This window comes from Microscilla marina ATCC 23134 (genome assembly GCF_000169175.1).
Classification (GTDB): domain Bacteria; phylum Bacteroidota; class Bacteroidia; order Cytophagales; family Microscillaceae; genus Microscilla; species Microscilla marina.
On sequence record NZ_AAWS01000004.1, the window covers coordinates 101,859 to 114,369 of the forward strand.

Annotated in this window: 16 protein-coding genes and 1 tRNA gene; 6 read left to right on the forward strand and 11 right to left on the reverse strand. The window is 44.9% G+C overall.

Annotation, left to right across the window (positions count from 1 at the left end):
- Window positions 1-235: 235 nt before the first annotated feature.
- The gene (locus M23134_RS04355) at window positions 236-919 is read right to left on the reverse strand and encodes a hypothetical protein (protein WP_002694179.1); all 684 of its coding nucleotides are present in this window, start codon (window positions 917-919) and stop codon (window positions 236-238) included.
- A 323-nt stretch (window positions 920-1,242) separates the two neighbouring features.
- On the opposite strand from M23134_RS04355, the gene M23134_RS41725 reads away from it, so the two are divergent.
- The 3 genes from M23134_RS41725 to M23134_RS41730 are packed head-to-tail and all read left to right on the forward strand — an operon-like array spanning window position 1,243 to window position 2,452.
- Complete coding sequence (locus M23134_RS41725) at window positions 1,243-1,737, forward strand: hypothetical protein (protein WP_002694181.1); 495 nt, start codon at window positions 1,243-1,245, stop codon at window positions 1,735-1,737.
- A 50-nt stretch (window positions 1,738-1,787) separates the two neighbouring features.
- The gene (locus M23134_RS04370; RefSeq protein ID WP_002694182.1) at window positions 1,788-2,054 is read left to right on the forward strand and encodes a hypothetical protein; all 267 of its coding nucleotides are present in this window, start codon (window positions 1,788-1,790) and stop codon (window positions 2,052-2,054) included.
- A 56-nt stretch (window positions 2,055-2,110) separates the two neighbouring features.
- The gene (locus tag M23134_RS41730; RefSeq protein ID WP_045112988.1) at window positions 2,111-2,452 is read left to right on the forward strand and encodes a hypothetical protein; all 342 of its coding nucleotides are present in this window, start codon (window positions 2,111-2,113) and stop codon (window positions 2,450-2,452) included.
- Between the two features lie 146 nt (window positions 2,453-2,598).
- On the opposite strand, the gene M23134_RS04380 is transcribed toward M23134_RS41730, so the two are convergent.
- A complete protein-coding gene (locus M23134_RS04380) occupies window positions 2,599-3,294 on the reverse strand; it encodes a hypothetical protein (protein ID WP_002694183.1) in 696 nt (231 codons plus the stop codon).
- Between the two features lie 164 nt (window positions 3,295-3,458).
- Between M23134_RS04380 and M23134_RS04385 the strand changes: the two genes are divergently transcribed.
- The gene (locus M23134_RS04385; RefSeq protein WP_002694185.1) at window positions 3,459-3,965 is read left to right on the forward strand and encodes a hypothetical protein; all 507 of its coding nucleotides are present in this window, start codon (window positions 3,459-3,461) and stop codon (window positions 3,963-3,965) included.
- A 41-nt stretch (window positions 3,966-4,006) separates the two neighbouring features.
- Entirely contained in the window at window positions 4,007-4,168 is a 162-nt protein-coding gene (locus tag M23134_RS40935; RefSeq protein ID WP_002694186.1) for a DUF1660 family phage protein, read from the forward strand.
- Window positions 4,169-4,254: 86 nt separating this feature from the next.
- Here M23134_RS40935 and M23134_RS04390 read toward each other — a convergent pair whose 3' ends face one another.
- The 9 genes from M23134_RS04390 to M23134_RS42025 all read right to left on the reverse strand — a co-directional run bounded on the left by M23134_RS04390 (window position 4,255) and on the right by M23134_RS42025 (window position 12,080).
- On the reverse strand, window positions 4,255-4,440 hold the full coding sequence (locus M23134_RS04390; protein ID WP_002694187.1) for a hypothetical protein: 186 nt from the start codon (window positions 4,438-4,440) through the stop codon (window positions 4,255-4,257).
- A gap of 154 nt (window positions 4,441-4,594) precedes the next feature.
- A complete protein-coding gene (locus tag M23134_RS04395) occupies window positions 4,595-5,074 on the reverse strand; it encodes a hypothetical protein (protein WP_002694188.1) in 480 nt (159 codons plus the stop codon).
- A gap of 57 nt (window positions 5,075-5,131) precedes the next feature.
- Window positions 5,132-5,626 carry a phage virion morphogenesis protein gene (locus M23134_RS04400; RefSeq protein ID WP_002694189.1) on the reverse strand — a complete coding sequence of 165 codons (495 nt, stop codon included), beginning with the start codon at window positions 5,624-5,626 and terminating at the stop codon, window positions 5,132-5,134.
- 57 nt (window positions 5,627-5,683) lie between these two features.
- Window positions 5,684-7,534 carry a phage portal protein family protein gene (locus tag M23134_RS04405; RefSeq protein WP_002694190.1) on the reverse strand — a complete coding sequence of 617 codons (1,851 nt, stop codon included), beginning with the start codon at window positions 7,532-7,534 and terminating at the stop codon, window positions 5,684-5,686.
- 38 nt (window positions 7,535-7,572) lie between these two features.
- The gene (locus M23134_RS04410) at window positions 7,573-8,190 is read right to left on the reverse strand and encodes a hypothetical protein (protein ID WP_002694191.1); all 618 of its coding nucleotides are present in this window, start codon (window positions 8,188-8,190) and stop codon (window positions 7,573-7,575) included.
- Window positions 8,180-9,793, reverse strand: a complete 1,614-nt coding sequence (locus M23134_RS04415) for a hypothetical protein (RefSeq protein WP_002694192.1) — start codon at window positions 9,791-9,793, stop codon at window positions 8,180-8,182. Before M23134_RS04415 ends, M23134_RS04410 begins: the two co-directional genes overlap by 11 nt.
- Window positions 9,783-10,346: a hypothetical protein gene (locus M23134_RS04420; protein WP_002694193.1), complete on the reverse strand. Its 564-nt coding sequence runs from the start codon at window positions 10,344-10,346 to the stop codon at window positions 9,783-9,785. The genes M23134_RS04415 and M23134_RS04420 overlap by 11 nt, the downstream gene beginning before the upstream one ends.
- A 250-nt stretch (window positions 10,347-10,596) precedes the next feature.
- Window positions 10,597-11,808, reverse strand: a complete 1,212-nt coding sequence (locus M23134_RS04425; protein WP_002694194.1) for a DNA-methyltransferase — start codon at window positions 11,806-11,808, stop codon at window positions 10,597-10,599.
- 104 nt (window positions 11,809-11,912) lie between these two features.
- Window positions 11,913-12,080, reverse strand: coding sequence for a hypothetical protein (locus tag M23134_RS42025; RefSeq protein ID WP_002694195.1), 168 nt, complete (start codon window positions 12,078-12,080; stop codon window positions 11,913-11,915).
- A gap of 285 nt (window positions 12,081-12,365) precedes the next feature.
- Between M23134_RS42025 and M23134_RS40940 the strand changes: the two genes are divergently transcribed.
- Window positions 12,366-12,494 (forward strand) — tRNA-OTHER (locus tag M23134_RS40940).
- Window positions 12,495-12,511: the final 17 nt, after the last annotated feature.

Consider the following 12,511-nt stretch of genomic DNA (forward strand, 5'->3'; position numbering starts at 1 on the left):
GTGTAGCACAAATATAATCAATAGCAGCCGAAAGACGTAAGGATACGAGGAGGAAATGGAGGCTGGGAAACCAAAAACAATCAACTTTAATCACTATGTTTATTTAACAGCAAAAACCTTGTTTGAATGGGGAGTATTGAAATAATTCAGGCTCCTATGCCCTGCAAGATTTAGTTGAGCTTGCCAGCACCCTAAACCGTGTTTTAAGCAAGAGATACTTTCACCAAGTGCTGGCTTACTGTTTTTTATCCCAAAAGTCTTCTATTCGAAACATTTCGCTATATACTTTTTTACTTAACTTTTCTACACTTTTAACTTCAGGTTCCTGCCCATAGGCTAATTCAAGCTCGGTATTTACTCTTGCAATTATATTGGCAGCTACGTTTATTTTTTGTTGGATTACCTGAAGCTGCTCTTCGCTTAAACCTTTATAGTCAGGCTCTTCAAACTCTATACTATTTGCGGGCTTATAAAGGTGTATGACTTCAAATTCATTTTCACCTTGCTTTACAAAACCGACACTCCCGGCCAATCTGCCAGATGCTTCAAAATTTACTGAATCAAGTAGTTCCTTACTGATGGTTATTCTTTGTTCAGACCGCTGGTGGCAACAAATCAGGTGATCAAGAATGGTTTGCCTTAAGGCACCTGATAAATAGCCTTTGCCCCTGTATTCAGGTAAGGTAAACCAATGCAAGTCCTGGATCATATCAAATACAGCCGCTACAAATTGATCTGTCTCATTTTTGACGAAATAAAACCGATGGGGATACTCTATTCCAAGTGTGGTTAACGCTCCTGCTGGTAAATCCCAGACGACCGCCAAATAAACATTATCAGTTAATTGTTTTAGTATTATATTTTCCTGATTGCCACTGTTAAGTTGCCTTATCAGATTTTCAAGGCTTTGATCTGTCATTACATTTCAGTTATATGTTCAAAACTTTATATTCTTCATAGTCATAGTGGGAGCACACCCAAGTCATAATATTTCCGGGTTAAAACACTGTTATTCTTGATAGCCAAGGTAGACTTCTTAGCTCTTAAACCCCTCCATATCTCCAAACTTTTCACCTTATAAACAAAGCTGTTTTTAATTATAAAAACAAACAATAATAATCTGGTAAGTAGTTGATATACAGGTATTTGTGTTTTATGTTTGTTCTGTAAATAATGGTATAATAAGAAACCCGCTACTCTCCCCTTCCAAGTTTGAGTAACGGGTTTATAAAACAATTTGAAATGCAATCTATCAATTATTTCAACATTGAACAAATATCCAACAAGCAGGAGCTGAAAATTGCCTACTGGACGTTGTGTAAACAACATCACCCTGACTTCCACCCTGGTATAGATGATACCCCGATTAAAATGATTAATGCCGAATATGAGGTACTTGCCCATTTGATGGAGACTGAAGGACGATTTGAGCAATTCAAAACAGGAGAAGAGCAGGGAGAAATTGATCAAATGTTTATGGAAATGTATCTTAAGGTATGCCATCTTCCCCTTATTTTCGAACTGGTGGGGAACTGGATTTGGGTGACAGGTGATACCCGTGCCCATAAAGAAACGCTGAAAAAAGCAGGCTTTTTTTGGGCAAAGAAAAAGCAAGCCTGGTACTGGCGGCATGCAAGTCAGAAATCCTGGTCATCAGGTAAAAGCTTAGGGCAAATCAAAATAAAGTATGGGGCAAGAAGAGTGTCGCATACTCCCCTGAGCCTGGACGTAAATTAAACAAAATGTCTCTTTATGATTTTTCACATCATTCTAAAAACTAACAAACAATGAAAGCTGATTTTGCCAAACTTATAGTAGAGCACAAGCCTGAAAGCGATGAAGAAGAAGGTGTACTGGATTATTCAGGACGCAGCATGTATGGTCAGAGTGTGCCAGCGGTTCAAGTAGATGACCTAAATCATTTTCACCATTTGGTTGCCGAAATCATAGAGGAAGCGATTGAACAGGCAGATTTTGAATCACTCAAAGTAGTAGTCAGAGGAATCAAAAATTTGAGAACCGACAATATGAGCTACGGCCTGGTAATTTATTAACAATTAGAAAGTGTGGTAATTTTACCGCACTTTTTACTTTTAGATTTTTTTCAAGCATGAAACTTCAATATACGCCTCTTATGTTTGCCAGTGTTTTGTTGCTTGCTAGTCAAGGTGGTTTGGCACAGGGAGCTGCACCAACTGGGATTACTGGGGAGATATTTTTTGGAGGGATTAAGCCTCAATTATGGACTATAGAGAAGCAGTCAACGAAATGTGAAGAATCAAAATATAGTTACAAAACATGGGCTTGCCAGACAACACAGGAAAAAGTAAGTGAGCTCCGGTTACCAGCGACGCTGACTGGAATTTTAGCCAACACGAAGGCGAAGTATTTAGGCTGTATTATCAGGAAGAGGAATTGGAGTTTTAGACTCCATTTTTTATTGCTTGATTAAAATGTTAAAAAAATCAACAGTGCTATTTTAAATTACCAAAAATAAACATACCTTTGTAATACATAGCTGATTGAAGAATCTTGGGGGATGAGTAGGTTTTTATCTACTTTCCTTCAGGTTTTTTTTGCTTTAGTGCAACTCACTATTCACTCCTTTTCCACTACCTTTACCTTATACTTCCCCGCCAACACATCGGTCAAAAAGGCTTCAAACACCTCTGCATTCCAACCCATTTTAAGTATTACCCCATTGCCATCACCCCGGCTTGCCACCTGAAAATAAAGCAAGCGAAGCTGAGACAAAAACACCTGGGCAGTGGCGGCCGCTGAGTTCGGAAAAACTGTGTTGAGCTTGCCTTGCACAGGTATTTGAGCTTTGGTTTCGTAATAAGCAAACAAAATGTCCAGCGACAAACCCAGGGCTTCTATAATCTCCGGGCTTGTCTTGCGCCTGGCAGTGAGTTCTTCTTTGAGTTTGGCTGCCACAAAAGCAAAAAACTGCCCCAGGTCATAAGAAACCACTACCCCCACTTTATCTGCTGATTCCTCTGAAAACCGGAGACCACCTACGGCATACTTATTTTCAATGAGGACAGTTTTGGTGTCGCCCAGGGGCAGTATTTGTCTGGTCTCCACACGGGCAAATGTATCAGGTAGTACCTCTCTTAGTTTTTGGGTGAGCTTGCCCGCCACAAAACGAGGCAGTACCATTTTTTCGGGGCTGAGCTTTTCATCCGGGGCTTTGCTTACCCGAATAATTTTGTGGCAGCCTACGACCAGGCTGGTCCCCAATAACAACAAGCCCAGCATGACTGCCAGGTGTTTGCGTGTGATTTGTTTCATCAATGTATCGATTGTGTTAATTTTGAAAAAGCGAAAGCTAAAAGAATCAAGCGTGCCGTTTTTCGGGCATTTTTTCAGGATAGATACATTTAACTGTATGATAGAGAGTGAATTAGGGTTTGATAACTTTTTTGTAATTTAGTAGGCAAAAACAGCAAAACACCATGAGCACTACATACCCTACCCTGCCTCCCTGGGAGGTGGTAGCCCTGGAAGCAATGATTGAAAAGCTATACCAGGCAGACGAAACCAAAGAACCCGCTGTGCGCCGCCGCGACGATGTATTGGGCAGTTTCAAATACCTGCAACGAATCAAATATGGGTCGATGGAGGTCATTTGCCAAACCCTTGCCTACAAGTATTATTACCGCCCCCGTTCGGTGTATGCGTTGGTTTTACGCAACGCCAATCGGCTCAAAGACGCTGAACTGGAGGAACTTAAAGTGGGGGTGGACGAGTTGATGTACATCCGGCAACAGGTCAAGTCACTTTATTGGATGGAGAGCACGCGCCGCCACGAGGCAGTGCGGGCTGCTTTTAGAAAATGGCAAAACCTGGGCGACATTAGCTTTTTGTGTCGTTTGCTGGGCTACATGTTTTATTACCGCCCCGAAACCGTGCGCCAACTCTTAAAAGAAGTGGATTATAAAAAAGTAAGTCACCACAAGTAGCTATTATTTTACTCATTATTAACCAAAGAATGACACCGCGCATGAATAAGAAGACAGGAGATAAAGATAAAGGCAAACCTACCCCACTTGCCTGCAAAATATGGGGGCACAAATGGCAGGGTGACAGCCTGAAGAGGTGGTGTACCCGCTGTGGCAAAACCCAGGTATCGAGGTATTCGGTAGAAGGGTGGGTGGATGTGTGAGGGTTGGTTTGCCCTCCTTCCACATTTCACCCAGCTACCTAACATTTCACAAAAAAAATGATTTGATCTAGGGGAAATGGGTAAGTTCACATATCCTCGATCTTATTCAACTGTCCACATTTTATACACAAATAAAAAGAGTATATGATCTCTATTGTGTCTCCTTCAAACTCTACCTCTTCCATCTCTGAATAAAGCCAGTGTTGAGTAGATTTTTGATTGCAGTGAAAACAATGCTGATAAAACTCATCCCCTTCGGTAGGTTGACTCATGGCTAAATATAACTTAACACTAATAACTCTTGAAGTACAGGTTTTGGTTTAAAAACCAACTGGAATTGAGACTTTCCACTTGCTCCTTATTATAACGATTCTTTAAATACATACGATACGTAGTACCAGAAGTATCCGGCCGGTGCTTGCAGCGCTACTCCATTCTTACTGTTACCTCATTCCCACCAATCTTCTCCCTTTTCACCTGTGGCGAATAATCCTTGTAACTCATTTCATAGTTTTGCTCCACCCGGTACAAATAGCCGTTGCCATTCACGGTGCGCCTACTCGTTTGGGTAAGCGTACCAAACTTCCCCGATTGCCAACCGTGGAGTTGGGCAGTGATCACTTGGGAGAGCAACAGGATGCCTTTGCCCGTGGTAACTTTGGCTCCGGTGGTAGTAGGACGGTAATCTTTGCAACCCAGGTGCAGGGTAAAGCTGGATTTTACCAGTAGCACCTTGTCCCCCAGTGGACTGGTGTCTTCGCGGGTGATTTCCAGGTAGGCGGCAGGCAAGGGGTAAGGAAATTTTTCGCTGCTATTATCAAATTGACCTTCCCACAAGTCAAAATGGCGGATGCCTACTTCGGGGGTTTTGAGGTGTGTCTCTAATTCGTTGTATAAATTAATCATAAAAATAATGGTTTGATTGTTTTATGGTTGGAGTCAGGTGTAGCCATCAAGAAATAGCTACCTGAACACTTTATCCAGTTCTTTGTTTACAAAATCTTCAATGGCTGCCCAAAGTTCCGGAGGGAGTGGTTCTTTACCTGGAATGGGCATAAATTGTCGTTGGGGCAACTCAGTTTGCCTACGGTGGCTACGTACCCTTACCGAGCCGTTACGCCCCCGCCGGGTATAGGTGCGAACGGTCGCAGCGCCTTTAGCCCCTTCATTGTGGAGCTGGGCAAGGTGAGCGTTGCCACTACTGCCTGCTGTTTGCCGATCACTGCCCACCCTAATTACCCGCCAGTTGGCTTCGCGTACCTTAAAAGAAGCTTTGAGTTTGCCTGTGTCAGTAAGCAAGGGTTTGCGGTTGTTGGTGTTCAGGTTTTGGCGGGGTGGCCAGGCGCTGCCTTGGTACGATTCACTGGCAAAGTTGCGCTCCACATAACGCAGCATGACCCGCCCTACGCCACTGGGCATCTGACGCATGACTTTCTTAAATTTTCGTTCGTTGATCATCAGTATTTAAATTCTATGGTTGTTGTATGGTTTTATGGCGTTAGCGCAAAGCGTCGTTTAGAGTTTGATGAGTGTCTTGTTACCCCTACCATCACTGTATATCGCTTCGCTTAGAGATAGCTTGATTGGTTGCTCAAGTTGAGTCAACGTATATTTCTTTGCTGTTCCCTTTTTAATAAAAGCAATGGTGGCGTGGGGCTGGTAGGTTTCATACTGCAAAGTATGTTTGAGCTCCGCCTTTAATGCTTCGTGGAGTGCTACCAGGGCAGGGCTGGTTACCTCAAACTTGAGCACCTCATAGTCCTTGTCCTTTTGATCAAACACCGAAATCGCGGTAAGTTGTACCTCCATCTCTTGTTGGGTAGAAAGTAAGGCTTCAAGTTTTTTTAAGGCATTGGGCAAAGCGTGTAGCCCATACAGGGCAGTGATATGAGGCGTGTCTTCATAGCCGTAGACTCCAGCCTTGGGGCAGATGTATAAGTCGCGTACTTCAATGTCTGGCAGTAGGCTTGCCCACAGCTTTTTATCTCTAATGGGCAGGGTCACCGATCCATACTTAAAAAAGTCCTGGTTTTTGGCAACTTCGACATTAGTATCAAGATTACTCGTACTATCCACTTGATTGCCTGTTTCCTGATTAGCTTCAGAATCCGTGGCAGTGTTAGTGTTTGTATCATTCTCAGCATTCTTTTTTACTACTGCCTTCATATTTTGGTCTACTGGCAAGGTTGCCTTCTTTTTTACCTTGATTCCCGTAGCTTTTTCAAACTCGGCAGTGCTTACCTCAAAATGGCTCAGGGCAAGTTCCAGGGCTTTCTCAGAGATACTTTTCTTCTGGCGCTGGAGTTCACGCAGGTAAGTATCCAGAAAAATAAACGAATGCCCGGCCAACGGGTAATTGAAGTCCAGCAGGCGGGGAAAAAGTTCTTCATTCACCACTGACTCCACCCTTGCCATATCGTATTCTCTGATTTCTTCGCTGGGCGTTTTGGCAATGCTGTCTTTATTCATGTAGGTTTGGGCACCGCCATCGGTATCATTGCTCAGCTTGACGTGTCCCTGAATGATTTTGAGCAGCTTCTTGCTTGCCTTCTCATCCATTTTGTCAAAGGTATCAACGGTACCACCGCCACCGGAGGGAAAGGCAATCTCTACCTTTTCTTCAATATCAAACACTCCGTTGAGCTCTTCTTCTACATTCAGAAGAGCATCCAATACTTCACGGCGTTCTTCCCCTTCCTTGTCGGTATGCACTATTTTGTAAGGCTTGCCGTAATCCCGATTAAATTCGGCGTGCTTTACCAAGGCATCTCTGCTGAGAATGGCATAAGGAGCCGCGTACAACAGCAAGCCCAGAGGAAAGCGTTTGCTATGGCAGAAGATGTACCAACGCTTCAAATATTCGGCGCTGAAATCAATGCCTTCCTGATAGGCAGAGAAAGGGTAAGGCAGTACCAGCCCACGCCCTGGAATGATGTTGCGTCGTTCTACGGTGTTGATTTCTTTGATTGAATAATCACCATCGTTCAAGGTTTGCCCTATTTCAATCAGCGAGTAGCCATAAAACTCCGCATCGAGCACCGCATTGATGAAATCATCGAACCAACTGCCTCTTAATTTTTTGGTGGCAGCCTCCTGATAATTGCTCTCCGAATCCAGCACCAGAAAAGGCTCGCCCAGTACTTTGTTCTTGCGGTTGTTGATGGCGGTGATCACTTCGGCATCGATGCACACCATATCATAGACTTCCATCAAAGGATAGGTGCGGGGCATTACCGGGCTTTCGGCAATGCGCCAGGCTTGTATCCAGTCGGCAATGGTTACCCGGTCCCTGCCGTATTGGAATACCGAGGCAAAAGTGCTCAGATGATGAGCAGCAGTAGCTCGTTTTTTTGTTTTTTTAGACATTTGGCAATCATTTGTAATGTGTATGTAACTTTTAAACTCTACCACCCTTTATAATCACTCCCCCGGCTATCCTGCCTGTCGTTGCCAGGTTTCACTTTCCCACCCGCAATAAGTATCCCCCGGTCTCCAGGAGGTTCTTGAGGCAACTGTGTAGGACGCTCGTTTTTCATATACACCTTGCACCAGGCAATGGCGTCATCATAGAATTGCCTAAACTGACTGGCAATCTCTACCGGGCTATTGGCAGGAACTACTCTATAAAGAGCAATGTCTACGGCAAAATCACGTACAATGGTACTGCGGGGATCGGTGGTCAGGGGCTGCCAATAAGCAGGGTTATCGCTGGATGGAGTAATGCCTTGGTTAGCTTTGATGGCTCTATAGTATTTCACCTCTGGGGGCAGATGAGTATCAGGACTCATATTCACCCATACCAAATCACCCGCTGCGAAAGTTTGGCCAGTGCCGTTATAGGCAAACAGCCGGATAAATATTTTTGGCAACGAAGACCGGGCAGCCATATACTCCCCCATTTCTTCGATGGCCGATTTTTGGGCTTCGGCAAGCTTGCCCCAATCCCCTTCTATAAAATCAAGCAAGTCCGCCTCGCTTAACCTTCGGCGGTAGTCGTAGCGGTGTAAAAAGTTAGAATGCATCTTTTGATCGTTTTCTTGGTACAGTTTGCGTTTTGCGTTGGCTAGTGCCCTTCCCTCTGAACTTCTTGTATGCTTTCGCAAATTTTGCCACAAAAAAGTAGCGCAAGGCATCTGAAATGTGCCCAAAGGGTTGGTAGCGAATTTTGAGTTTGGTGTCTTCGATCGTTTTCTTGCTGATGGTGCCATCCTCCGCCTCTTTGGTGTATTCAAACTCCCGAATCACCGTTTTGCAACGGGCTTTGTCTACGTGTACCCGAATGCCATAGCTCTGCTTTTCTAAGATCAGGTTGATGAAGTCCCCACTCTCCGAAACCCCTGGTGCCTTGGTCAGCACCATATCACGCAGGCTGGTAAAGTAAGGTTTGAGCTGCTCAAAAATCACCTTAAAATCGGAGCGTTTGTCCCTGGTTTTGGTTTGCTGGTTTTTGCCCGATGGATCACCGTGGATATAGATTCGCCCCTGGTGGGATTGGTATATTTTCAAAAAATCCTCACAAGTATGAGGGGTGGTGTTGCGAGGGGTTTTATTAAGTATCTCGTCTAAAATATACACATCAATCATCCCTTCTTCGGGGCGTACAAATACCTGAATGACTACGCAAGTCACATAAGGGTGCACGTTGAAATCCCATGTAATATCCAGGGGGTGGGCAGGGTCATACACTGCTTCATAATAATGTCCCGTATGCACGCTGGCATCCCACTGTTTCCAAAACTCTCCCCCGCTTTTGGCCAGGGGGTCACCATAAATCAGCATCCCGTGCCGATGGCTGGCAAGGTTGGCTTCCTGTTTTTTGATATAGTTGGAGGGCAGGTTTTTGAGGTTCAAATGAGTCGCCGAAATCACTACAAACTTAGAGTCCCCGCCTACTTTCTTTTTAAAGTACTGAGGCGGATCATAAATCTTTGCCTTGATTTCTTCTTCATACTCGCTCAACTCAAACCAATCATTAATCCAGGGTACTTTGGCCGGAGAAGTAAAAATATACAAAGGATTAAAAGGGAGGTTAGCGACTACCGGGCTTCCTTCATCGTACTCCTCACTGGTGAGTGCCCCCGCCCTTGTCTGGCTAATATACAACCCTTGCTGGCGAAGCCTTCCCAGGATTACTTCCTGCACGGCTTCTTCGCGCGTGTCCTTGGTTTCATCTAAAATCGCCCAGGCAAACTCTTTCCCATCGTGGGCTTTGTAATTTTCCAAAGAACCAATAAATACCACGCAGCCATTCCAAAAACTAATCTTGTTGCGGTAACTCTTAAAAGCGTGCCCTTCCCGGCTAAAGTGCCTGGGGGGTTGGGTGCCCACCACATAGTCGCCCTGCCCCAGGTATTCGTCATATTCTTCCAACCCCAAATCTTTCCAGACCAAAAAGACCCGGTAAAGCGTTGAATCAGTGAGCTGCATATCGGTGTTGGCGCCCATAAAACCAAACACTCCGGGAAAATTGCTAATCAAACGAAACGAGATTAAACCAGCCCCGTGCGTTTTGCCTGCCCCTTGCCCCGCCATAAACAAGTTGACAGGGGTGTCGGATACATAAATATCAAACTGGGGTTTACTGGGGCGGACAGTCACTGCTTGCCCTTTCTTTTTACTGGTCATCTATTTCCCCCTCCCCATTTTCGTTTGCCTCAGCTTCATAAGGGTTGGCAATGGTTACCTGAATATTTTTGGTGGTGATTTCACCCGAATGCTCCACCTTTTGGGTACCATAACCCAGGTGTTGCGCCTTGGCACTCAGCAGTATTTTTGCCGCGTGATAATCAGGCGGCAGGTACTTTTTCACTTCCTTTACTTCTACCCGTTCTTTGTACTTATCTACCTTCACCTTTACCACCACCTGCTCTTTGTAATACATGCCCTGGGTGCGTTGTACCAGGGTACTTTGGGCAAGGTCTACGGTAATGGCATCCCCAATCTGGTTGGCTTCGGCTACTTTTTTGGCAAAGCTTTGGTTGTTTTTGAGCCAGTGATAGACCGAGCTGCGTGATACCTTGACCCCTAACTGTTGGCTGGCGCGTTCACAGGCAAGTTGGCGGTTGCCTCCGGTATGCACTAATGCCTCCACAAAAGCCTTTTGCTTGTCAGGAGTCGTGTAGTGTTCGGTAGCCTTGCTTTTCCTTTGGGGCGATATGTTTTTTTTATCTTTGCTCATTTTCCTTCGCGCGCGCCCGCGCATGGGCGTGTACAATTTGCCCAATGTAAGTTGTTGTTACTTAGTAATAGCCTGCATGCATTTGACAGTAGTTACAAAAGTGCGTAATTGAAAGAGCTTAAACAGCCGTTTGTTATGAGAATGGAGAAATAGGCAAGGCGTGGTGGTATAATTTGCCTAAAGCAAAAAATAAAAACTTGCGGGAGTGGGTAAGCAAAGCCGTGCCTAACTGATCAGGCACGGCTTTAGATTATTTAGGCATCAGAGGGGCAAGGGCTTCCTCCGTCATCAACTCACCATTGCGTGTGATCTCAAAAGGCTTGTTTTCGCTCTGGCAATGATGAATAAAACGAGTTAGAATACCTTGCATATAGTGAGGTTCGTACTCAACACCATAGCATATTCGGCGGGTGCGTTCGGTGGCCATTAGGGTGGTACCCGAACCCAAAAAGCAGTCCAACGCAATGTCTCCCTCGTTGGTGGTATCGAGCAGGGCATCAGCAATCATTCTTACGGGCTTGGGAGTAGGGTGATTTTCCAAAGCTCCCAACTTGCCAAACTCTTTACGTTCTTCATTAGAGAAGTCGTTGGCTGATTTGTAGTCCCAAACATTAGAGCGAAAGCGATCTTTGAGTTCCAAATGAGACAAGTGTTTTGCCTCCCCTGATTTGAAGATAAAACAGAATTCGTGTTTTGCCCGGTAGAAGCTGCCATTTGCCTGAATAGATTTGTTCCAAACGCAGACTTGTTTGGGTTCGCGGCTGCCGTATACTTTGCCTCCAGCCTCGCACATGTGCCAGGCGTGACGAAAGTCCATAAAATTGTAATGAATGCTGCCATCTACGGTGTGTTGTACGGCGTGGCGCATATAGGTTGCAAGAAACTCCACAAACTCCTGGTCACCCATTTCGCCCGCAGCCATAGAAAAGTCTTCGTGCTGTACTTTGCCTAAGCCACCAAATAGACTGTAAGGGATGTTATAAGGTGGGTCGGTAATAAGTACTCTTGCTAGTGTTCCATTCATCAACGTTTCAAAGGTTGCTGCCAAAAGGCTGTCCCCACAGATGAGACGGTGTTTGCCGTTGAGCTCATATACATCTCCTTTTTGTACGACTACCTCGGCTTCTTCGTCAGGCATAAAGTCTTCGTGTTCTTCGGCGTAGGGAGCCTCGCCTCCTTCACTGCCATTACCACCCAGTCCAAAGGTATCAAAGGTTTGCTCAAAGCGGGGCATAGAAAACTCAGGGAGGTTAATTTCAAACTTGAGCTGAGGAAAGTTGAGGTCGTACTGTTCAATGAATTCAGCAAGCCCTTGTTGGGTCACCTCGCCGTAGCCGGAAGAATAAAGGAGCACCAACTTGGCGGCTTCTTCTTTGGAGTCTGCCTCGATGATGAGCGCAGGTAGTTCTGCGGGGATGGTAATTTCATAGAATTGATCCTGCCCGGCATCGGCATCGCGCACTGTAGCCCCACCTTCTTCTTCAATACGCCGCAGTACGGTATCACGGCGTTTGCCGTCTACACACCAGTGTTTGCCTGCTTCGTCTCGCCATACATAAAAAGGGGCTACGAACTGGTTATGACTAACGAGCTGACCACTTTTTGGTACTGTTCGTCGGTAGATACTTTGAAATTATCCTGCTGGATAAACTCCATTGCCTTCCAGTCAATCATTTCTAAACCTAAAATGCGGGAGCGCAGGGCTTCGGAAGTGGGGGTTTGATCTTTTGTCATAATTGAGTTTCGATTTAAATAATGCTTGTATAAGAAGTGTTTATGATTGGTTAATTACAGCACACACTATTTTTTTAGATAAAAAAACAGTGCGCAAAAAGATTGCGCAATGGCAGCTTTACTTTGTAATCAAATAGGGAAGCAAGCGTCAGCAAACAGTCAAAAACAGACTTAAACCAAAAGGTTACCATATAGGTTACTGTATGGTGTGTATATGGTTTTTTGTGTTGATTATCAGTGTGTTATGTTTTTGACTTGAGTCCTGCCCGCTTCCTTTTTAACTCCGAAGCAGTAGCTCAGTCTGGTTAGAGCGCCAACTTTGTTAGTTTTGGCATTACCCGCAAGGGTCAATTAAAACTTACTTCAACTTTTGGGAGTTGGAGGTCGTGGGTTCAAATCCCACCTGCTTCGCCATATTAGGTCAACGGTGG

What these genes read in the sequence shown, in the direction of transcription:
- M23134_RS04355 (WP_002694179.1), bottom strand. Translation starts at nt 919, where the DNA reads ATGACAGATCAAAGCCTTGAAAATCTGATAAGGCAACTTAACAGTGGC.
- M23134_RS41725 (WP_002694181.1), top strand. Translation starts at nt 1,243, where the DNA reads ATGCAATCTATCAATTATTTCAACATTGAACAAATATCCAACAAGCAG.
- M23134_RS04370 (WP_002694182.1), top strand. Translation starts at nt 1,788, where the DNA reads ATGAAAGCTGATTTTGCCAAACTTATAGTAGAGCACAAGCCTGAAAGC.
- M23134_RS41730 (WP_045112988.1), top strand. Translation starts at nt 2,111, where the DNA reads ATGAAACTTCAATATACGCCTCTTATGTTTGCCAGTGTTTTGTTGCTT.
- M23134_RS04380 (WP_002694183.1), bottom strand. Translation starts at nt 3,294, where the DNA reads ATGAAACAAATCACACGCAAACACCTGGCAGTCATGCTGGGCTTGTTG.
- M23134_RS04385 (WP_002694185.1), top strand. Translation starts at nt 3,459, where the DNA reads ATGAGCACTACATACCCTACCCTGCCTCCCTGGGAGGTGGTAGCCCTG.
- M23134_RS40935 (WP_002694186.1), top strand. Translation starts at nt 4,007, where the DNA reads ATGAATAAGAAGACAGGAGATAAAGATAAAGGCAAACCTACCCCACTT.
- M23134_RS04390 (WP_002694187.1), bottom strand. Translation starts at nt 4,440, where the DNA reads ATGAGTCAACCTACCGAAGGGGATGAGTTTTATCAGCATTGTTTTCAC.
- M23134_RS04395 (WP_002694188.1), bottom strand. Translation starts at nt 5,074, where the DNA reads ATGATTAATTTATACAACGAATTAGAGACACACCTCAAAACCCCCGAA.
- M23134_RS04400 (WP_002694189.1), bottom strand. Translation starts at nt 5,626, where the DNA reads ATGATCAACGAACGAAAATTTAAGAAAGTCATGCGTCAGATGCCCAGT.
- M23134_RS04405 (WP_002694190.1), bottom strand. Translation starts at nt 7,534, where the DNA reads ATGTCTAAAAAAACAAAAAAACGAGCTACTGCTGCTCATCATCTGAGC.
- M23134_RS04410 (WP_002694191.1), bottom strand. Translation starts at nt 8,190, where the DNA reads ATGCATTCTAACTTTTTACACCGCTACGACTACCGCCGAAGGTTAAGC.
- M23134_RS04415 (WP_002694192.1), bottom strand. Translation starts at nt 9,793, where the DNA reads ATGACCAGTAAAAAGAAAGGGCAAGCAGTGACTGTCCGCCCCAGTAAA.
- M23134_RS04420 (WP_002694193.1), bottom strand. Translation starts at nt 10,346, where the DNA reads ATGAGCAAAGATAAAAAAAACATATCGCCCCAAAGGAAAAGCAAGGCT.
- M23134_RS42025 (WP_002694195.1), bottom strand. Translation starts at nt 12,080, where the DNA reads ATGACAAAAGATCAAACCCCCACTTCCGAAGCCCTGCGCTCCCGCATT.